The sequence below is a fragment of the Mucilaginibacter sp. FW306-07-L genome, assembly GCF_058782065.1.
This window is the reverse complement of sequence record NZ_JBYSXI010000003.1, coordinates 71,061-91,459: the sequence shown is the minus strand read 5'-3', so window position 1 is coordinate 91,459 and position 20,399 is coordinate 71,061. Positions and strand designations below refer to the sequence as shown.

Here is a 20,399-nt window from a genome sequence, read left to right as displayed (position 1 = left end):
AATAGCCTATGGCCAAGCCGTTACTTGAATTTACCGACCGTGGCATTTATTGCGAACAGGGGCGATTTTACATTGACCCCTGGAAGCCCGTGGACGACGCGGTAATAACCCATGCCCATGCCGACCATGCCTACATAGGGCATAAGCGCTACCTGGCGCATCACCTGTCAAAGGAAGTGTTGTATTACCGCCTGGGCGAGATCAGCCTGCAAACGGTGGAGTACGGCGAAACAGTAATGAAAAATGGTGTAGAGATCTGCCTTTTCCCGGCAGGGCACGTTATTGGCTCGGCACAGATCAGGCTGAGCTATAAGGGTGAAGTTTGGGTGGTATCCGGCGATTATAAAACACAGGATGACGGTATATCTACGCCGTTTGAGCCGGTGGCCTGCCAGCACTTTATATCTGAATGTACCTTTGGTATGCCTGTTTACCAGTGGAAGGAGCAGGCACAAATATTCAGCGAAATAAATAACTGGTGGTATAATAACCAGCAGCAGGGATTGCTAACCGTGATCTCCGGCTATTCGCTGGGTAAAGCGCAGCGCATACTGCAAAACCTTGATCTGAACATTGGTCCGGTTTTTACCCATGGTGTTATCGAAAATACTAACGAGGCCCTTCGCCGTAACGGTGTGGTGCTTAACCCCACTACCCGTATCACTGCCGATACACCTAAGGATGAGATCAGGAAAGGCATTATTTTAGCGCCGCCATCGGCCATAGGTACGCCGTGGATCCGCAAGTTCGCGCCGTTTAGCTTTGGGTATTGCTCGGGCTGGATGGCTTTGCGCGGGGCCAAGCGCCGCCGCGCGGCCGACAGGGGTTTTATCCTTTCCGACCATGCCGACTGGGATGGACTGGTAAGCGCCATTGATGCCACGGGCTGCGAAAAGGTATACCTGACGCATGGCTACACGGCATCGTTCACACGGTATTTAAATGAAGTAGGCTTTGATGCAAGAGAGGTGCATACCTTGTATGGGGAAGAGGAGGAGGAAACCCCTCCAAACATCACCGAGGATACCCCTGCAAATCTTGCCGAGGATACCCCCTCTAAATCTCCCCCCGAGGGGGAGACTTTGAAGCATCAAAAGGACAATAAAAAAGTCCTCCCCCTTGGGGAGGATTTAGGAGGGGTAAAATGAAAGCCTTTGCCCAACTCTTCCTTTCGCTTGACGAGACCAACAAGACCAACGAGAAGGTACGCATCCTGAAGGCGTATTTTAATAGCGTGCCTGATTCTGATAAAATGCACATGCTGGCACTGTTTACGGGCAGGCGGCCTAAGCGGCCTATCAATTCAACCATGGTGCGAACCTGGGCGGTAGAACTATCAAACATTCCGGCATGGCTGTTTGAGGAGAGCTACCATGTGGTGGGCGATCTGGCCGAAACCATGTCGTTACTGATGCCGGAAAATACATCAGGCAGTAATAAAACCCTTACCGAATGGGTGGCGGAGATCAACGAGATAGGCAGCCGCAGCGAGCAGGAGCGCAAACTTTGGCTTACCGAAGCCTGGATGATGCTGGACAGGCAGGAGCGGTTTGTTTTCAACAAACTGCTAACCGGTAGTTTTAGGATCGGGGTATCGCAAAACCTGGTGATTAAGGCGCTGGCCGAGGTTACGGGTATTGAAGCGCCAACGCTCACCCACCGTATTATGGGTAGCTGGATGCCCGAAACCTATAGCTATGAGCAATTGGTGCAGGAGCAGAGTACGGCTGATGATATATCGCGCCCATACCCGTTCTTTTTAGCTTACCCGATACAGGAAACATCCGAAAAACGTAAATCAGCCGCTGAACTGGAGGCTTCGCTGGGGCAGCCGGATGAATGGCAGGCCGAGTGGAAGTGGGATGGTATCCGTGCGCAAATGATCAAGCGTGACGGCAAGATATTTATATGGAGCCGGGGCGAGGATCTGTCGACCGAAAAATTCCCGGAGCTGCATCCGTTTTTGAACGGCCTGCCCGATGGTACTGTGCTTGATGGGGAGATACTGAGCTTTACCAATGGCCTGCCCATGCCTTTCAACGTGCTGCAAACACGTATCGGCCGTAAAAATCTGAGTAAAAAAATACTGCAGGAAAGCCCGGTAGCGGTAATAGCCTATGATTGTTTGGAATATGATGGTGAGGATATCCGCACAAAAACACAGGCGGAGCGGCGTGTTATTTTGGAGCGATTACAGGCGGTAACTGAATACCCAGAGATGTTCCGTATCTCTGAACTGATCAGATTTGGTAGTTGGGAAGAATTGGAGAAAATAAGAGAACAATCCCGCGCTATGATAGCCGAGGGCATTATGCTCAAGCGTAAAAATGCCACCTACCAGGTTGGCCGCCGCCGCGGCGACTGGTGGAAATGGAAGATCGATCCATTATCTATCGACGCAGTGATGATCTACGCGCAAAAAGGGCATGGCCGCAGAGCTGATTTATATACCGATTACACCTTTGCCGTGTGGGATGGCGATAAACTGGTGCCATTTGCCAAAGCCTATTCCGGCCTTACCGACCAGGAGATAAACAAGGTTGATTATTTTGTGAAGCGCAACACGCTCGAAAAGTTCGGGCCGGTACGCACGGTAAAGCCTGAGCTGGTGTTTGAGATCGGTTTTGAGGGTATCAACAAATCAACCCGTCATAAATCGGGTATTGCGCTGCGCTTTCCAAGGATATTGCGCTGGCGGCATGATAAAAAGAAAGAGGAGGCCGATACGCTCGAAACGTTAAAGGCACTCCTCGATCCGGTTTCCCCTTCAACAGATGAAGGAGAATAATTATTTAAACCGGGCAACTACATCCGGCGCGTTGCCGGACAGTTTTACCTTATAGCGAAAGCCGCCGTTAAAGGAGTCTTCTTCCTTTAAAAATTCATGTGTTTTTTTGGTGATCCAAAAGGTTTGGGTGAATTTGTTACCGCTAAAATCACCCTCGTTAACCAGTTTCCAGCAATCCACTTTTTCGTTGTTAAAAAGTGTAAGCATTTCGCTACCGGTTACTTTATATACGGTATAAGCTGGCTTCTGAATACCGGCATCATAAAAATTAATAGCAAAGATTTTTCCGTAGCCCAATGGTAGCATTTCAAAAGTCTCGATATCCAAATTCCAGTTCAGGTTAGGCTGATCAAACGCTAACGAAAAGCTTTTGGCCAGGTTATTAGCCACCGTATCGGCACCGATTATTTTGCTCTCGCTCCAGTTATATGCCTTGGTTTTATTACCTATTGTTTCTTGATGGTAGAGCGGACTAAAATCAGCCGCTTTATTTACTGATATAATATGGCGGTATTTATTGGTATCTGCCGCGTACCAGTTTTGCGTGGTAATAAACACCGCCTCGTTGTTTCTTGTCGATTTCTTCACCTCTCTTAACCATAGAGAAATATTCAGACTCTTTTTTCTCGCCGGCATTTGAAAATAAACCATGTATTGCTTTAGTCCGGTTGTGAGCTGGCTGGTAACAAGCTTTTTATCCCCGGCTTTAATGGAATCAATTTTTTGTGCCGATGCCTTGTTAATAGCAACGAGGCTGATAGTCATAATCAGCAATAAGTTAAGGTGTTTCATGTTTGAGGGAGGTTTTTTATTTTGACTGTACGGTTGATGTTTTGTTACAGTAACGCAAAAAATCGTACACCTATGTGGAATATTCCTCATCAATTCCACAATAATCGGGTAGGTAATTCCCCTTAAAAAGATTAGTGATTTTCTGCTAAAACGATTTGTATTTATAAATCAAAGGTTAAATAAATATGGAACCATAGTTGCAAATGTTCGTATAACGATTATTAATTAACAAGAATGAAAAGATTATTTACTTACCTGTTAATGCTTGGTGTTGCAGGCCTGGCATCATGCAAAAAGGACAATTCAAACGAGCCAACTCCTATTGATCCTGTTGAAAAAATAGCGCCTGATGGTTTTAACTTTAAAACCAGTAAGGATGTTAATGTGGACATAACACTTCGCACCAACAATAACCAACCACTCTCAGGCGTAGTGGTAAGCGTTTATGATCCGGCAAATACTGATGTGAACGCGGCGATTTATAAAGGTGTTACCGATGCTGCAGGTAACCTGAAAGCAAAAGTTAATGTGCCATCATACCTTACCAGGTTAGTTATTGACCCGGCCTATGTGGGCTTGCTGCGTTATGCCAATGCAAGCATCAACGGTTCATCAACCGCCGTAGTTATAGGTGGTAAGGATGGTTTTTCGGGTGATGTTGTTCCGGAAGAGGTTGGCACTACCCGTAAAACCAACGGACTAACTACAAACGGCTTGCTTAATACTGATTTCAGTTATCCAACCGGGTATAGCGCTTCAAACGCGTTTTTGAGCCCGACCAACCTGGGTAAACCTGCTTATCTGGAAGCAACTTCGGATGTTATTGAGGCTTCATTGCTGTCATACGTTAATGCTTCGCTGCCTGAAGGTACGCCATTAACCGTAACCCATCCCGAATATTTAACCTCTACAGTAGTGCAAACCATAAACGTTACTGCAAAGGCTGATGTATGGGTAACTTTCGTATCAGAAGGTGCGGGTTACAAAAACGTATTGGGTTATTATACTTATAAAACCAGCAATCCGCCTACACAGGCCGGCGGTGGCACCTTATTAGGTGGTATTGATAAAATCACCTATGTTTTCCCTAACGCCTCAGCATCAGGTTCAGGTGGCGGCCTGGTAAGTGGTAACAAAGTTAAATTGGGTACTTTTGAGGCTGGTTATTCCGTTGCCTTTGTAATATTGCAGGATGCCTGGACAGGCAGTGGTGTAAACACATCCGCAACCAAATTTTATACAACAGATAAGTTTAACCCTGAAAGCACTACAGCTACACGCAGGCACAGTGTAATGTTGTATGATGATGTACACAAACTGTACCTGTTAGGATTTGAGGATCAAAACAGGCAAACAGGATCAGATAATGATTTTAACGACCTGGTAGTTTACGCTTCATCAAACCCGATAACTGCTATATCAAACGAAGGCGTGGCCGCGATTGATGACGGTGGTGATACTGACGGCGATGGCGTACTTGATGAACTCGATGCTTACCCTAATGATGCTAACCGTGCTTTTAACAGCTATTACCCATCGGCAAGCACTTACGCACAGGTTGCCTTTGAAGATAACTGGCCAACCAAAGGCGATTATGACCTGAATGACTTAGTAGTTAATTACCGCTACTCATTTGTAAGCAACGCTAAAAACCAGGTAGTAAGCATGAAGGGCGAGTTTGTGCCGGTAGCGGCAGGTGCATCATTTAAAAATGGTTTTGGTGTGCAGTTGCCGGTGAGCGCATCGGCGGTATCATCAGTAACCGGCCACAAAATAACAGGCACTTACCTGCAAATGTCATCAAACGGAACAGAAGCAGGCCAAAGTAAAGCCGTAATTATTCCTTTTGATAACCAGGATGGTGTTATTAAAAATGCCGACAATTCCTTCTTTATCAATACCATGAATTCTAAGGATAAAGTAACCGGTACCACGGTAACGGTTAACGTAAACTTTACTACAGCGGTTGACCAGGCTAATCTGGCAGTATCAGCATTCAATCCGTTCCTGATCAGCAATCAGCGCCGCGGTTATGAAATTCACCTGCCGGGTTACGCGCCAACCGATAAGGTGGATAGCAAACTTTTTGGTACTAATGATGATGCTTCGGCCCCGGGAAGTGGTAAATATTACCTGTCTACCGAGAACTGGCCATGGGCTATCAGCTATAATACGGCTATTATGTATCCGCTTGAGGAGGCTAACATTACCAAAGCTTACCTGCACTTTGCCGAGTGGGCTGCATCAGGCGGTTCAACATTTGCCGACTGGTATAGCAACACCGCATCAGGTTACCGCAACAATAGCTTTATATATTCCAAATAATTTTCTTTAACTGACCGATAAGTTTCTACCAGGAACTGGAATCCCGGCCGCTAACGCGAACCGGGGTTTTTTGTTTTAAAAAATTGGGGAATTCTACACTTTTCACTACTTGTCTCTTCCCCAACGGGGAATAATTTCCGTTGATTTTTTGCGGTCTGTGCAACAAAACCGTCTTTTTAGCTATAAATCTGGATTTTAAAAAAGTGGAACTCTTATTGCCTTAGCATCTGCATCAACACTAATTAATTTAAAATGAAAAAGATTTATACCTTTTTATTATTAGGCACATTGGCAGGTTTGGCATCTTGTAAAAAAGATAATGCAACTACCGAGGTTGCCCCGGTTAAAAACACAGGCAGCAAAATAGCTCCTGAAGGTTTTAACTTCAGCACTACTAAGGATGTAACCGTAAATGTTACGCTACGCACTAATAATGATGAGCCACTGTCAGGCGTTGTAGTGAGCGTTTATAATCCCTCAAATACAGCGGCTCCTATATTTAAAGCCGTTACCGATCAGAATGGTAATATCTCATCTAAACTAACTGTACCAACATCAGCAACCCAGCTTATAATTGACCCTGCTTATGTAGGTTTAATTCGTAACGCGGTTACAGCTATCAACGGTAATGCAACAACCGCGGTTATAGGCGGTAAAGCAGGTTTTAGCGGAGATGTGATCGGTAACGCTAACATAGCCGGTTCAACTAAAGTAAGCAACGCCATCAGGATGGCGGCTTCTACCAACGTAACGCTTGTTTTCCCAACCGGGTATACTTTAAGCAGTGGTATTTTAAATACATCAACTTATCCGTTCAGCCTGGGCAGGCCTAAATATTTAGAGGCGACAGGCGATGTAATTGATGCATCATTATTGAAATACGTAAACGCCTCGTTGCCTGAAAACGTTCCGCTAACCAGGTCGCATCCTGAATATCTTACCAGCAGCGCAACTACGGTATTAAAAGTAGCAGAAACATCAGATGTATGGGTAACTTTCGTATCAGAAGGTGCAGGCTTTTTAAATACCCTGGCTTACTATACTTATAAAACAGGTACTACGCCAACAGAGGCTTCTATCAGCGATGCGGTAGTTGTATTCCCTAATTCTTCTGCTGTAGGTTCGGCCGGTGGTTTAAACTCGGGCGATAAAGTAAAATTAGGCCGTTTTTCGGCAGGTACCTCAATCGGCTTTGTATTATTGCAAAACGCGTGGACAGGTAAAGGCATCTCAATTACAGGTACCAAATATTTTTCAAACGATGCCCTTAACCCAGAGAGCAGCGCAAGCCTGAGAAGGCACTCTGTGCTACTATATGATGAAGCACACAAACTGTACATGATCGGCTTTGAGGATCTTCCGCGTGATACCGATTCAGATAACGACTTTAACGATGTGGTATTCTACGCCAGCTCAAACCCGGTTACCGGTATCTCAAACGAAGGTGTCGCGCCAATTGATAACGGTGGCGATACTGATGGCGACGGTGTACTTGACCCGCTTGATGCTTACCCTAATGATGCTACTAAGGCTTTTGATAGCTATTACCCATCAGCCAGCACTTACTCACAGGTAGCTTTTGAGGATAACTGGCCTAACAAAGGTGATTATGATATGAATGATCTGGTGGTTAATTACCGTTACAAATTTGTTTTAAACGCTAAAAACGAGGTGGTGAATATGGTAGGTACCTTTAACGCTTTGGCAGCAGGTGCTTCATTTAAAAATGGTTTTGGCGTACAGCTACCGGTTAGCGCTTCAAGCGTAGCATCAGTAAGCGGTCAGAACATCGTGAGCAACTATATTCAGTTTGCATCAAACGGAACAGAAGCGGGCCAAACCAAAGCGGTAATCATACCTTTTGATAACCACGATGCGATGATCAGGAACGCTGATAATTCATTCTTTATCAATACACTTAATACTAAAGATAAAGTTACCGGTACCACAACAACAGTTACCATTAACTTTACAGCTCCGGTTCCGCAGGCTAACCTGCTGCCATCAGCATTCAATCCTTTCCTGATCAGCAACATGCGCAGGGCTTATGAAATTCACTTACCAGGTTACGCGCCAACGGATAAGGCTGATACCAAATTATTCGGTACCAGTGATGATGCTTCAAAAGCAGGCAGCAAGTATTACCTGTCTAACGAAAACTGGCCATGGGCTATCAGCTACAATACAGCTATCCCTTACCCGGTTGAAGAGGCTAACATTACCAAAGCCTACCTTCACTTTGCCGAGTGGGCAGCATCAGGTGGTACTTCATTTACTGATTGGTACAGCAGTTCAGCATCAGGCTATAAAAACTCAGCCTTGATCTACACCAAATAACATTTAAGATTAGTGATTTGTGAAAATGCATCATCCCATCCGGATGGTGCATTTTTCGTTTTAGCACATAATTAAAACCATGCCGCATATACTGTGTGGAAATAAATAGCTACAATGTAGAAAGCGCACCTCGTTTTGGGTAAATAAAATTTCGTTTACAGGTGGATTTCAGTAATGAGGTACCATTGGAAAGGTGTTTGATTACGGAACAGCAACATCTAAATATTAAACACGACTATGAAAAAATTATTTACACTCCTACTTGCAGGGGGAGTCGCGGGGATCGTATCCTGTAAAAAAGACTCGTTTAAAGAAAACCAGGATACAGCCGGAACAAAAGGACCTGCCGTAGCAGCGGGTTTCAATTACCAAACATCAAAAAATATAAACGTTAACATAACACTGCGCACTAACACTGATGAGCCGGTAGTTGGCGCTAAGGTTAAGCTTTATGAAACCATTGGTGATTCAACCCAGGCCATCTACACCGGTATTACCGATAATTCAGGTAAGCTGCAGGCCAAAGTGAACATAGCATCAGCAACTACGCAACTAATTGTTGACCCGCAGTATGTGGGTTTACAGCGTAACGTAACGGCTAAGGTAAATGGTACAGCAACCAATGTAATTATTGGTGGTAAAGCAGGGTATGGCGGCGATGTTGTTGCCGAGCAAGTAAATTATAAAAATCGCAAAGTGTTCGCGCTAGGCACCCGGGCCGCTGTTAATACACAATTTGTATATCCTGCGCCCTACACATCGGCAAGTGATGGTATTTATAACGACGTTAATTACGCGCTGTATTCGGGCGTACCTAAGAACCTGGAATCCGAGCGCGACCAGGTAAGCGCGCAAATGCTCAAATACATCAACAACTCTTTGCCTGAGTATAAAAATGTTGCGCAGCATCACCCGGAGTATTTAAAAAGCAGCGTGGTGCCAACTATCAATGTGGTTAAAAAAACGGATGTAACCATAACCTTTGTGGCCGAAGGTGCATCTTACCAAAATACGCTGGCTTATTATACTTACCCAACGGCTAATCCACCAAAAACGGCTGATGATATCGCTAAGGCTACATTCATTTTTCCTAATGCTTCGGCTGCGGGTACAGGTGGTGCTTTAATGCCGGGCCACAAAGTAAAACTGGGCAATTTTGAGGCAGGTACCTCTATTGGTTTTATTGTATTGCGCAACTCATGGACGGGGAGCGACATACAAACCAACGTTGAAAAATTTTACTCAAACGATGCATTTAACAGCGAGGCTAATAGCAACCTGAAAAAGCACACCGTAGTTTTACGTGATACTGAGCATGATAATTTTATCATCGGCTTTGAAGATATAAACCGTACCGAGACGGATTGCGATAACGATTTTAACGATATCGTGTTCTATGCCCGCTCAAGCGTTGCCGATGCCATTGATGATACTGATGTGCCACCGGTAGATCAGAATAACGATACGGACGGTGATGGCGTACCTGACGATAAGGATGAATATCCAACCGACCCGGATCGTGCTTACAATGACTATTACCCGGCAGATAAAAAATTCGCGCAGTTCGCCTTTGAGGATAACTGGCCGGTAAGAGGTGATTATGATATGAATGACCTGGTGGTTAATTACCGTTATAAATTTGTGCTGAACGCGCAAAATAAGGTGGTTGACCTGGTGTCTACCTTTATTCCGCTGGCGGCAGGTTCATCATTTAAAAACGGCTTGGGTTTACAGTTGCCCGTTAGCGCTGCAAAAGTGAAATCGGTTTCGGGCCAAAGCATTACCAGTAATTATATAACCCTTGCCAGCAACGGTGTTGAAGCCGGGCAAACCAATGCGGTAATTATTCCGTTCGATCACCAGGATGCGGTGTTGAGCTATCCGGACAGATCCTTCTTTGTAAATACCGAGTTGGAGAAAGATAAAGTAAGCGGTAAGGTCATTAACGTAAACATGAATTTTACCAGCCCGCTTGACCGTTCTGAACTTTCAGTAACTGACTTTAACCCGTTCCTGATCGCGAACCTGAAACGTGGCGTTGAAGTGCATTTGCCGGGTTACAAACCAACTGACAAGGCTGATAAATCATTATTTGGTACCAATGATGATAATTCAAAACCGGGCCAAAACCGTTATTATTTGTCTGCCGATAACCTGCCTTGGGCTCTCAGCTACAAATACTCAACCCGGTATGCTATCGAACGTAAGGACATTCGTGAGGTTTACAATCACTTTGTTGAATGGGCTTCATCAGGCGGTACCTTTTACCCAGACTGGTATGCCTACTGGAAACCGGGCTATGCCAACCGCTCGTTCCTTTATTTAAAATAAGCTAACTAAAGCACAAATACTAAGCGGCGTTGCTCTACATGGGGTAACGCCGCTTTTTTTTGCAGGATGCTGTAAAGCGTTATATTAGCCACTGCAACCAAAGCCGCTGCCTATGTTTACCACCCTGCTTCAGCACATCAGTAAATACGTAACCCTCACACCCGATGAGCAGCAGGTGCTTACAGAATATTTTAAATATGAGGAAGTCGGCAAAAAACAATACCTGTTATCGGCTGACGAAAAATGCACCGCGCAATATTTTGTTATAAAAGGATGCCTGCGCATGTATTTTGTAAAGGAAAACGGGGTTGAGCATATTGTACAATTTGGTATTGATAATTGGTGGATCGGCGATTATATGAGCATTGATACCAAACAGCCATCGGTGTTTTATATACAGGCCGTTGAAAAATCGGAGATACTGACCTTAACCATGGCCAATCAGGAACGCTTGCTTGAACGTGTACCCAAACTTGAGCATTATTTTATGCGTGTAATGCAAAAAGGCTTCGGAGCTTTCCAGATGCGGATCAGGTACTTGTTTGACATGTCCGGCGAGGAGCAGTATAACCTGTTTGTCGATCGCTTTCCCGGCTTTGTACAACGTGTGCCGCAATACATGCTGGCCTCCTACCTAGGTGTTACCCCGGAGTTTTTGAGCAAGATACGAGGTAAGAAACGATGATACATAACATAACTTCTTGTTGATTATTGATCAACAAGAAGTTGTGATTCTCGCTAAAAAATGCTGGGTATGGTTTGCATCAGCGAGCTAAAGGTTACCAGCCTGTTCTCAAACAGCAGTTGCTGTGCTGCCTGAAATTGGTCGAGGTGGGTGGCGAAGTAATTTTCTACATCTTCCAGTTTATCGGCATGGTATTGTACGCAATAGGTAACGCCCTCGTTAGGCGAATCCATAATATGTAAAATGTTGTATTGATTAAAGTAGCCGGTTGCTTTTATGGCAGGTAACTGCGTTTGCTGCATCCAGGTAAGCCATTCGGTATGGCTGGCTTCCTCAACAATTACCGTTTCGTTGTAAATGATCATGGTGCAAAAGTACAAAAATATCAGGTGCCCGGGTTATCGCCACGCAGTACCCGGTAACGCTTGCGTGCCTCGTTAAGCCATAAACTGCCGGGATAATCTGTCACTATTTTTTGGTAGTAGGTTTTAGCCAGCTCTTTATTATTAAGATGATTGTCGTACAGGTCACCCAGCATAAACACCGCATCATCCGCCCAAAGGCTGGTGGAGTGTGTTTCGGCAATGGTTTTTAAATTACTGCTTGCCGCCGCATAGTTTTTTTTGCCGATCATGATACGGGCCTTTGCCATCAGTATATCGTCAGCTAATGAATTTTCCGGATATTTTACATTGATGCTGTCCAGCGTGCGCATGGCCTTATCCGGCTGCTCAGCAAAAATATGCAGATCAGCGCGGGCATACATTTTAAGCGCGGCCCCGGTGCTGTCATTAGCCAGGTAATCACTGATGAGTAATTGCAGGTTAAGCGCGTCATTCGCGATCAGCTTTGATGTAGCCGCCTTCAAAATATTGAGCTGGCCTTTGGCATATTCCAGATCGCCGGTATAATAGGCTAGCTTAGCGTTGCGCAGCTTGGCTTCCTGTTCGGTTTCACTGTCAGTTTTATCTTTTTCAACCTGGCTGTACAGTAAAGTAGCTTCCCACGGCTTACCGTTAATCAGGTAAATATCGCCAAGGTCAAGCTTGCAGCCGGCTAAGGTTTGTGGGCTTAATCCGGGTAAGGCAACTGCCTGTTGCAATAATTGCTGCGCTTCATTTAGCTTATGCAGTTTAAACGCTTGCAGGTTGGCCAGCCGTTTCATGGCAAATACCGTTGTCGGTGATGCGCCGAATTGTGTAAGCAGGCCTTTAAAATCCTGCTCGAGGCTTAACAGGTCTGCAGCGGTATAATTGCCAGCCGTTATTTTTTGGCTTTTGGCATCAGTCAGCTCAATTTTGGCGGTAATAAACCAACGCTCGTTTTGCCCTTTGCCTACTACATATTCATACCCGCGTATGGCATCATCAAAAGCATTGTTTTCAACCAGTATGCGGCAAAGGTCAATAATGCCCTCCCCGTCAGCATCACTGCGCCGGTTCAGGGCGATAGCTTGGTTAACCGCCTGCCCGTATTCTTTTTGTTGCAGGAGCAGCCAGGTCAGCAGATCAGTATAAGCGGCCTGTGCGGGGTCTTTTTGTATACGTTTAAACAGGGCGGTCTTTAAAATGTCGTAGTCCGCATCCTCAAATAATGCCGATAAGGTATTTTTTGCCTGGTTGGCATAGCCAGGATTTTGCGGTAAAAAATTCAGGTATTCCTCAATAAGCGCGGCCTTATCCCGGTTATAGCGGTATAGCGTAATCAATTCATGGGCGAAAGCGGTATTGTTGTTAAGCAGTTTTCGCCCTTGTTTAAACGCCTTGATGGCATACTCCATATTGCCGCCCTGGTAAAGCTGCATTCCCAGCATAGATACGGCTCCGGGTTCGGCCGGCAGCTTGCCGATCATATCATTATAAATGCTATTGGCCTTATCCGTATCTCCTTTTTGGGTATAAATTGCCGCAAGCTTTAGGGTGTAATCACTTTCTGCGGGATATTTTTTGATCATCTTTTTGGTGATGCCCTCTGCCTCGTCGAACTTTTTTAAGGCAATAAGGTTGTTCACATAAAAAGGATAATAAGCTTCGTTTTCCTGTTTATAGAGCTTCTGGTAAATTTCAGATGCTTTTTGCAGTTCACCGTTGGCGCTGTATTGTTGCGCCAGTTTCAACTCATTGTTTTGCGCATAGATGGTGCCGCTGCAAAGCAGTATAAAAATAAGATATATGAGGGTGCGCGGCTTCTCCATCCTTTCAAAAATACCGTTTTCAATCATTAAACGCTGTGCTGCGTCAATTTATGTTTGTATGGGTAAAATTGTGGTGACATTTTAAGCAGATAAGTTTAAAATACTTTAATTTAACATTTTATAACTGTGCCTGATGAGTGTAATGTTGCGTTTTTGGCGCTCAATATTTTATATGCTGATACTTGCCGGAGTGGTTTCATGTACTGAAAAAACACCGGAGAAGATACCTATACTTGATTTTTTTAAAACACCCGAAAAAACATTTTTCCGCATATCTCCGGATGGAAAATATATATCCTATTTAAAATCATATAAAAGCAAGCAAAACCTTTTTGTTCAGTCACTTATAGATGGCAAAGGTCGTATGGTTACTGAGTTTTCTGATAGCCCGGTAACCGATTATTTCTGGACGTTTAATAACCAGATAATTTACAGCATTGATATGGTGGCCAGCGACAGCCTGAAAATTTACGCGCTGGATGCCAATACTTTTAAAACCCGCGAACTGCTTTCGGGCTATAAAGTAAAATTCAGGCTGTTAGGGCGTAGCCGGATAGATCAGGATATACTGACCGTTAGCCTGAACAAACGCGACGAAAGTATATTTGACGTTTACCATCTTAACATTCGCACCGGTGCCTTGGAACTATATATTACCAACCCCGGTGATATTACCGATTGGATTACCGATACCGACGGGCGCATTCTGCTGGCCCGCGCGTCCGACGGGGTAAACACCACCATATTATACAGGCCGAACGAGCAAGCGCCGTTTAAGCCGGTGGTCGTGAGTAATTTCAGGGATGCCATCAGGCCCATCGCTTTTACAGGTAAGGGCAATAATTTTTACGCGTTATCTAATCTCTCGCAGGATAAAATGGCACTGGTTAAGATCGATGCTGAAACAGGCAAACAGGTAGAGGTAGTGTATAAAGACGATCGTGCTGATATTATGTACGTAGAGTACTTTAAAGACAAGCACCGCCTGGATTTTGCTGCCTGGGAAGAAACCAAACCGCAAAAGCATTTTTTTAATGATACCATTAAAGCGCTGTATGATAAGATAGGGGTCAACTTTAAAGGCAACGAAACCCGGATCATTGACCGTGACAGTGCCGAGAAAAAATTTATAGTATACACCTATTCAGACCGTGATCCGGGATCATACTATCTGTATGATAACGCTACCGCTAAACTTACCCGCCTGGGCGAAACTAATTCAAGTATAGAGCCGGGGCAAATGTCGGATATGAAGCCCATATCTTACAAAGCCGGTGATGGGTTATTGATTAATGGCTACCTTACCCTGCCCAAAGGCAGTGATGGTAAAGATCTGCCCGTTGTAGTAATGCCGCACGGCGGCCCCTGGGCGCGCAGCACATGGGGTTATAATGCCGAAGTACAGTTTTTAGCTAACCGAGGCTATGCGGTGCTGCAAATGAATTATCGTGGTTCGGCAGGGTATGGCAAGGCATTTCGCAACGCGGGCTTTAAACAGGTAGGCGGCAAAATACAGCAGGATATAACCGACGGGGCCAACTGGCTGATAGAACAAAAAATAGCCAACCCAAAACGTATGGCGATTTATGGCGGTGGCTTTGGTGGGTTTTCGGCCTTATATGGTGTTTCTTTTCATCCGGATATGTACCGCTGCGCCATTGTACAGAACGGGTTGATCAACTTTTTTACCTTCATAAAGGATGCGCCGCCGTTTTTTAAGCCATATTTAAAAATGACGTATGAAATGGTAGGCAATCCGGAAACAGATGCCGAGCATTTGCGGGCTATTTCGCCGGTTTTTCATGCTGATAAAATAAAGGTACCTTTAATGATATTACAGGGCGGTAAGGATATCAGGTCGAACATTACCGAACTGAACCAGTTTGTGCTCGAACTGCGTAAAAAGAAGGTACCGGTAAATTACATCCTTAAAAATGATGAGCGCTCGTTTTTTCGGAATGAGGCAAACCGCATCCTGATGTATACCGAAATGGAAAAATTCCTGGAAGCCAACTTATCCGGTAAAAATTAAAACCATACATGGTTAAGGCGCAACGCAATCTGTACCGCAAAAACTTTTCGCTTATCATCGTTTTTATGGTGCTGATAACTATTTTGCTGGTTATCGCCTTCATTACGGCTTACAGCTTAACCAGTAAATATGTAGAAAATGAGTTTGCCTCAAAAAAGATAGATGTGCTGGAGCAAACCATCTCGCCTTATAATGATTTTTTTCAGAACAAGATACCCGAGGTTACCTCTTACCAGGGCTTTTTAGATTCATCTTCCGCCGCTACTTATGCCGAATCGGTATTTACTAATTACGCCTTTGTACGCCGCGTGGTGTTTTATGATATACGTATCGGCAAACGCCCGGCCCGCCGCAACAGGCTGGGGATATTTGTACAATCGGTTTATGAATTTACGCCTAACTGGCCTAAAGTTAACAGCATTGAGCGTTACAGCCCGTCAAACGAGGCGGATTTCAGGGCTATGGCGGGCCGTTTGAACGACTTTATCAATCGTGCCGATACCGTTAACGTGCCCTCACAAAATGAAGTGTTCCGCACTTTTTATGATGTAAAGCCTGATAAGATCTCTTACCTGAACGTACCGCGTCGGCAGGATATTAAGATGTACAAGGAGATGCAGCGCAGCAACCAGCAATCATTTTTTAAGCAAAACATGATGACCTTTTTGCTTGACCCGCGCTACATCCGTGTTAAAAATCCGCATCCCGAACTCTATCAAAAAATATCTGTTGAGCCCGTAGTCTATGATCCGCTGACTATCGATCAAAATAAGATCGTGACCGAAGTGGCCTTGCCGGGTGCATTCTCAAATTATAAACTGTATTTCGTATCAGCCAGGGAGCATTTAAATAACGAAATTAACCGCCGGTTTATGCCTATAGGCGGTATCGCTTTATTGATCTACTTTTTTTTACTGCTCACGGCCTGGCTTATTTACCGTAACCTGAATGTTAACCTCAAGCTGTTTAAACTGCAATACGACTTTATTAATAATTTTACGCACGAATTTAAAACCCCGGTAAGCGTTATAAAAATAGCCGGATCAAACCTGCGGGGAGAAAACCCGCTGAGCGAAAGGCAGCTCAAACACTATGGCCGTATTTTGGATGAAGAGGCCGATAAGCTGAATGAACTGATGAACAGGTTGCTATCGTTCACGCAGTTAGAAAACCGGTCTATCGCCACAAAAAAGGAAGGCATCGATATTGAGAGCTTTATTAAACGCTATATTGAAACTTTCCGGATCAAGTATCATGATTTTCAATTGAGTCTGGATATTGAGGATGGCGTAAATTACTTTCAGGCCGACCCGGTGATGCTGGGCAGCGTATTTCAAAACCTGATGGAGAACGCGTACAAATATTCGCATCCGCAAAAAAAGGTGTTGTCTATTAAGCTGTGGCGCGAAAAAAAGAATATATTCTTTTCGTTTACCGATCAGGGTATAGGCATCCCCAAAACCGAATTAAATAATATATTTAAGAAATTTTACCGCCTCGAAAACCAATACAACCAAAATGGCAGTGTTGGCCTGGGGCTGGCTTTTTGTAAAGAGCTGGTTAATTTTATGGATGGCGACATCATTGTTAAAAGCAAAGTAAACCAGGGATCGGAATTTATTGTTATACTCCCATATCAAACATAGTAATGAGTAAGGAAATTAAAATAGCATTAGTTGAGGACGATGAGAATCTGCGGTTTCTGGTGGCCGAGCGGCTCGAATCAGAAGGTTACAAGGTGCTCGAAGCCGGTAATGGCGAGGATGCCGAGAACATGATACTTGACGAGCAGCCGGATATTGTACTGCTGGATTGGATGCTGCCCGGCAAACAGGGTGCTGACGTTTGTAGCAGCATACGCGAAAAGGGCTTTGATAAACTGGTGATCATGATGACGGCCAAGGCGCAGGATGTGGACAAGATAGAGGCCTATAACTTCGGCGTGTCCGACTATATTACCAAGCCTTTTAATATGGACGTACTGATAGCGATGATTGATAACAAGATCAAATTTTCGCTGAATAATGATAAGGCGGAATCATACCGCTTTGCCGGAATGGAGCATCACCCAAACACCCACCTGCTGATTAAGGATGGCCGCAAGGTAGAGCTGACCATATTGGAGAACCGTATATTACTCTACTTCCTGAAAAACAAGAACAAGGTAATTAACCGCGAAGAACTGATGATGGAAGTATGGGGCTACAATGCCGATGTAAACACCCGCACGCTTGATATGCACATTGTGCGCCTGCGTAAAAAGATAGAGGATAACCCCGACTCGCCGCAGTTTTTACAAACCGTAAGGGGAATAGGTTACAAATTCTCGCATGAATAAAATAAAGAAGGCCCGGTGATAAATATCTCCGAGCCTTAAAATTAACACATTGTATAGTTGGATGGTTAGTAGCGTTTAGTACTCCCAAAGAGTAAGCTCCCAGTCCATAAGGGATTTTTTGATCCGCTCGGACTCATAAAGCCTGTCAATGCCCTGGGCATAATCTTTGATACGTTCGTCTTTATCGTTTGATACCTTAACGATGTAGCTGCTAAAGAGCCTCTTTAGGAACACATCATCAAAGCTGAGTCCGGTTGCATCATTATTGCGGCTAACAGCCTCCTTCGTGGCTAAAACCTGCCTTGCTTCAGGAAAATATACCCAGAATGCCGGTTGATAATCCATATCCAGGCCTTCAACCTGGAATTTAATGAGCGGAGCGATGCCTATGATACGCGGCTCAAATACCGAGCGTTGCCTGTCAAACACCCAATCCTCTTTTATCCGGAATTTTACCACGCTATCCGGGTTAAATTCGCCGGCCTGTACTTTTGAGCCTATTTTGTTACCGTCGGCATCAAACTGGTCAACTACGGCGCTATCAGCCATGCGGGCTTTGGCCTGTCCACCGGTTAGCGGTGTTGAAAAAGCGTCACCGCTTGGGTCGTTCTTGGTAGGGTTTGGTGATGGATCATAAGCGGTAAGTTCACCGGCATCAATAGCGGCCATCAACACGTCGATCAGCCTTGATTTTGGCGAAGCCAGGTACTGGTTCATTTTTTCACGAACATCAATCTCGCGCCAAACACGCTTAGCGAATACCACATCAGCCTGGCGTAAGGCAGGGTAAGGGGTAACCTTACCGGCCTCAAAACTCGATTTGGTATAATAGCCATCAACCGGGCGCTCATAACCTTGTGCAAGGCTGTCCGCGGCGTGCGCCGCGGTGGCACCTGTAGTGGTGTTAGGCTGCTGAGGCGTGGTTTGCGCGAACGATGCCGTGCAAGCTAAACCCAGTGCTATGGTCAACAATCTCTTCATTTATCTCTGTCTGTTAATTTGCAGATATTACAATATCATCCAAACCGCGTTGTGAGCCATCAGGGCCAACGGCAACAATATCAGTAAATATAACCTTTGTTCCGGGTGTTACGGTATTCAGGGCGGCGCGCATCTGCGGACTAACGCTGCCTCCGGTTGAGGTAACTTTTATTACATCCTGACGTGGCTTGGCCAGTAGCAGGCTGAAACGGGTAACATTAAATTTAGCATCAAACTCAAAGTTCTCTAAGCGGGCAAATAACCTGTCCTGTCCGCGTATATTGGCTGAGCTGGTGCTGCCACCGCTTTTGCCGGCAAACATGGCCTTAGGGTCAGGTATACGTTTTACACGGAATTCGGTTACACCTAAAACCTGTGTTTTGCCCGGTGCAACTTCGCCTGATACGGTAACTTTCGCCGTACCTATTGAGCTTACATTAGCGGTATATTTACCGCCGCTGCCTTTTACCGAGCCGCCTGTCATGCTCACACGCAATTTCTCAAGCGGTACACCCGGTGCTGATACCGAGATAGGGTTTGGCACGCCAATGTACAATACATTCATTTTATCAGGCGATACTACGGCTGATGGCTTGGCCACCTGGTACTCCTGCATTGGTAATTGGTAGGTTTTAACCTGTCCGTCTGTACCAACAACTTTAATAGTACCTGAGTATTTAAAGAAACCTTCGCGGCTTGTGGTAACAGTGTATTTACCACGGCCTTCAGATACTTGTACGTTCGATCCGTTTACGGTAATGGTTGGATTACTTTTTGAGTCATAGGCAGTCAGGAATATCTCAGCAGTATAAGGCTGCCCTGCTACTACATAGCTTGATGGTGCAACGGCTACAGCCGCGAATTTGTCCAGATTTACTACAGCCTGATCAACTTTGCCTAATAGCTTTTTTACTACTTCGTTCTCGGCGTTTTTAGCATCCGCCTGGATTTTAGCTAAGGTGGTTAATGATGCGCCTAACGGAATACCATCGCCAAAGTAAGCCTCGCCCCAATCCTTTTGTTTATTTCCTGCCTTTGCTTTAGGCGCGCTTGCATCCAAAGCGAAATTTATACCCTGGCGCTCTTTTTCATCCAACAAAGCCAGCAGTTTGGTACGGGTTTCCTCAACCTTTTTTTGCAGGGCCTCGGCATTTTTTTCATTGATCATGATGCGGGGCGAAATGTCAAGGTTATCGCGTGCGTCAACGTCGCCTGTTTCCTTGTTAATGCCGCCGCCGGCTTCAATCAGCTTGGCTTTTAATGCCTCAACATATTTGTTTAACTCCTCGGCTACTTTACTGGCTTCTTTAGCTTTGTCGTATACCGGTTTGGCGCGCTCGGGCTGTTCCTTTAATTTAGTTTGTTCAAAAGCGCTGTAAGTATTGCCGATACTGGTTGTTACGTTCTCGCGCGAGTGGTCTAAACTGTCTGTTATATTTTTAAAGGCATCCAGTAAACTGTCGGGCACGTTAAGGGCAATAAGTCCCAAAAGTACCAGGTACAGAATGCCTATCATTCGTTGTCTGGGGGTTTGTTTGCCTCCGGCCATGTGTTCGTCTCTTTATATTGGGTTGATGTTGAACTCTGTTAATACTC

General features: G+C 45.0%; 14 protein-coding genes. 9 read left to right on the top strand and 5 right to left on the bottom strand.

The genetic code is table 11. The annotated features are described in order from the left end of the window. Positions 1-8: 8 nt before the first annotated feature. Positions 9-1,148, top strand: coding sequence for a ligase-associated DNA damage response exonuclease (locus AC3WJC_RS15385; RefSeq protein WP_492400010.1), 1,140 nt, complete (start codon positions 9-11; stop codon positions 1,146-1,148). Continuing rightward, positions 1,145-2,788, top strand: a complete 1,644-nt coding sequence (locus AC3WJC_RS15380) for an ATP-dependent DNA ligase (protein ID WP_492400009.1) — start codon at positions 1,145-1,147, stop codon at positions 2,786-2,788. The genes AC3WJC_RS15385 and AC3WJC_RS15380 overlap by 4 nt, the downstream gene beginning before the upstream one ends. Here the strand turns inward: AC3WJC_RS15380 and AC3WJC_RS15375 are convergent, their stop codons facing one another. Further along, complete coding sequence (locus AC3WJC_RS15375; RefSeq protein WP_492400008.1) at positions 2,789-3,553, bottom strand: DUF3108 domain-containing protein; 765 nt, start codon at positions 3,551-3,553, stop codon at positions 2,789-2,791. 261 nt (positions 3,554-3,814) lie between these two features. On the opposite strand from AC3WJC_RS15375, the gene AC3WJC_RS15370 reads away from it, so the two are divergent. From AC3WJC_RS15370 to AC3WJC_RS15355, 4 genes are all read left to right on the top strand, one after another. Next, positions 3,815-5,905: an LruC domain-containing protein gene (locus AC3WJC_RS15370; RefSeq protein WP_492400007.1), complete on the top strand. Its 2,091-nt coding sequence runs from the start codon at positions 3,815-3,817 to the stop codon at positions 5,903-5,905. A gap of 252 nt (positions 5,906-6,157) precedes the next feature. Beyond that, positions 6,158-8,242 carry an LruC domain-containing protein gene (locus AC3WJC_RS15365; protein ID WP_492400006.1) on the top strand — a complete coding sequence of 695 codons (2,085 nt, stop codon included), beginning with the start codon at positions 6,158-6,160 and terminating at the stop codon, positions 8,240-8,242. Between the two features lie 237 nt (positions 8,243-8,479). Then, positions 8,480-10,573 carry an LruC domain-containing protein gene (locus AC3WJC_RS15360; protein WP_492400005.1) on the top strand — a complete coding sequence of 698 codons (2,094 nt, stop codon included), beginning with the start codon at positions 8,480-8,482 and terminating at the stop codon, positions 10,571-10,573. Between the two features lie 112 nt (positions 10,574-10,685). After that, positions 10,686-11,258: a Crp/Fnr family transcriptional regulator gene (locus tag AC3WJC_RS15355; RefSeq protein WP_492400004.1), complete on the top strand. Its 573-nt coding sequence runs from the start codon at positions 10,686-10,688 to the stop codon at positions 11,256-11,258. A 53-nt stretch (positions 11,259-11,311) separates the two neighbouring features. On the opposite strand, the gene AC3WJC_RS15350 is transcribed toward AC3WJC_RS15355, so the two are convergent. Together AC3WJC_RS15350 and AC3WJC_RS15345 are read right to left on the bottom strand one after the other, a co-directional pair. Beyond that, positions 11,312-11,623 (bottom strand): DUF4286 family protein, encoded by a 312-nt coding sequence (locus AC3WJC_RS15350; RefSeq protein WP_492400003.1) that lies wholly within the window; start codon positions 11,621-11,623, stop codon positions 11,312-11,314. A 20-nt stretch (positions 11,624-11,643) separates the two neighbouring features. Then, entirely contained in the window at positions 11,644-13,452 is a 1,809-nt protein-coding gene (locus AC3WJC_RS15345) for a tetratricopeptide repeat protein (RefSeq protein WP_492400002.1), read from the bottom strand. Between the two features lie 133 nt (positions 13,453-13,585). Between AC3WJC_RS15345 and AC3WJC_RS15340 the strand changes: the two genes are divergently transcribed. From AC3WJC_RS15340 to AC3WJC_RS15330, 3 genes are read left to right on the top strand one after another with little or no spacing between them, the layout of a single operon-like run. After that, on the top strand, positions 13,586-15,484 hold the full coding sequence (locus AC3WJC_RS15340) for a prolyl oligopeptidase family serine peptidase (protein ID WP_492400001.1): 1,899 nt from the start codon (positions 13,586-13,588) through the stop codon (positions 15,482-15,484). Between the two features lie 8 nt (positions 15,485-15,492). Then, positions 15,493-17,130 carry a sensor histidine kinase gene (locus tag AC3WJC_RS15335; protein ID WP_492400000.1) on the top strand — a complete coding sequence of 546 codons (1,638 nt, stop codon included), beginning with the start codon at positions 15,493-15,495 and terminating at the stop codon, positions 17,128-17,130. A 2-nt stretch (positions 17,131-17,132) separates the two neighbouring features. Continuing rightward, a complete protein-coding gene (locus AC3WJC_RS15330; RefSeq protein WP_492399999.1) occupies positions 17,133-17,822 on the top strand; it encodes a response regulator transcription factor in 690 nt (229 codons plus the stop codon). A 75-nt stretch (positions 17,823-17,897) separates the two neighbouring features. Here AC3WJC_RS15330 and porN read toward each other — a convergent pair whose 3' ends face one another. Together porN and porM are read right to left on the bottom strand one after the other, a co-directional pair. Further along, positions 17,898-18,803 carry a type IX secretion system ring subunit PorN/GldN gene (porN, locus tag AC3WJC_RS15325; protein ID WP_492399998.1) on the bottom strand — a complete coding sequence of 302 codons (906 nt, stop codon included), beginning with the start codon at positions 18,801-18,803 and terminating at the stop codon, positions 17,898-17,900. Between the two features lie 13 nt (positions 18,804-18,816). Beyond that, a complete protein-coding gene (gene porM, locus AC3WJC_RS15320) occupies positions 18,817-20,352 on the bottom strand; it encodes a type IX secretion system motor protein PorM/GldM (RefSeq protein WP_492399997.1) in 1,536 nt (511 codons plus the stop codon). Positions 20,353-20,399: the final 47 nt, after the last annotated feature.

Excerpts from the sequence above, each read along its gene's own strand:
- AC3WJC_RS15385 (WP_492400010.1), top strand. The coding sequence starts at position 9 with ATGGCCAAGCCGTTACTTGAATTTACCGACCGTGGCATTTATTGCGAA.
- AC3WJC_RS15380 (WP_492400009.1), top strand. The coding sequence starts at position 1,145 with ATGAAAGCCTTTGCCCAACTCTTCCTTTCGCTTGACGAGACCAACAAG.
- AC3WJC_RS15375 (WP_492400008.1), bottom strand. The coding sequence starts at position 3,553 with ATGACTATCAGCCTCGTTGCTATTAACAAGGCATCGGCACAAAAAATT.
- AC3WJC_RS15370 (WP_492400007.1), top strand. The coding sequence starts at position 3,815 with ATGAAAAGATTATTTACTTACCTGTTAATGCTTGGTGTTGCAGGCCTG.
- AC3WJC_RS15365 (WP_492400006.1), top strand. The coding sequence starts at position 6,158 with ATGAAAAAGATTTATACCTTTTTATTATTAGGCACATTGGCAGGTTTG.
- AC3WJC_RS15360 (WP_492400005.1), top strand. The coding sequence starts at position 8,480 with ATGAAAAAATTATTTACACTCCTACTTGCAGGGGGAGTCGCGGGGATC.
- AC3WJC_RS15355 (WP_492400004.1), top strand. The coding sequence starts at position 10,686 with ATGTTTACCACCCTGCTTCAGCACATCAGTAAATACGTAACCCTCACA.
- AC3WJC_RS15350 (WP_492400003.1), bottom strand. The coding sequence starts at position 11,623 with ATGATCATTTACAACGAAACGGTAATTGTTGAGGAAGCCAGCCATACC.
- AC3WJC_RS15345 (WP_492400002.1), bottom strand. The coding sequence starts at position 13,452 with ATGGAGAAGCCGCGCACCCTCATATATCTTATTTTTATACTGCTTTGC.
- AC3WJC_RS15340 (WP_492400001.1), top strand. The coding sequence starts at position 13,586 with ATGAGTGTAATGTTGCGTTTTTGGCGCTCAATATTTTATATGCTGATA.
- AC3WJC_RS15335 (WP_492400000.1), top strand. The coding sequence starts at position 15,493 with ATGGTTAAGGCGCAACGCAATCTGTACCGCAAAAACTTTTCGCTTATC.
- AC3WJC_RS15330 (WP_492399999.1), top strand. The coding sequence starts at position 17,133 with ATGAGTAAGGAAATTAAAATAGCATTAGTTGAGGACGATGAGAATCTG.
- porN (WP_492399998.1), bottom strand. The coding sequence starts at position 18,803 with ATGAAGAGATTGTTGACCATAGCACTGGGTTTAGCTTGCACGGCATCG.
- porM (WP_492399997.1), bottom strand. The coding sequence starts at position 20,352 with ATGGCCGGAGGCAAACAAACCCCCAGACAACGAATGATAGGCATTCTG.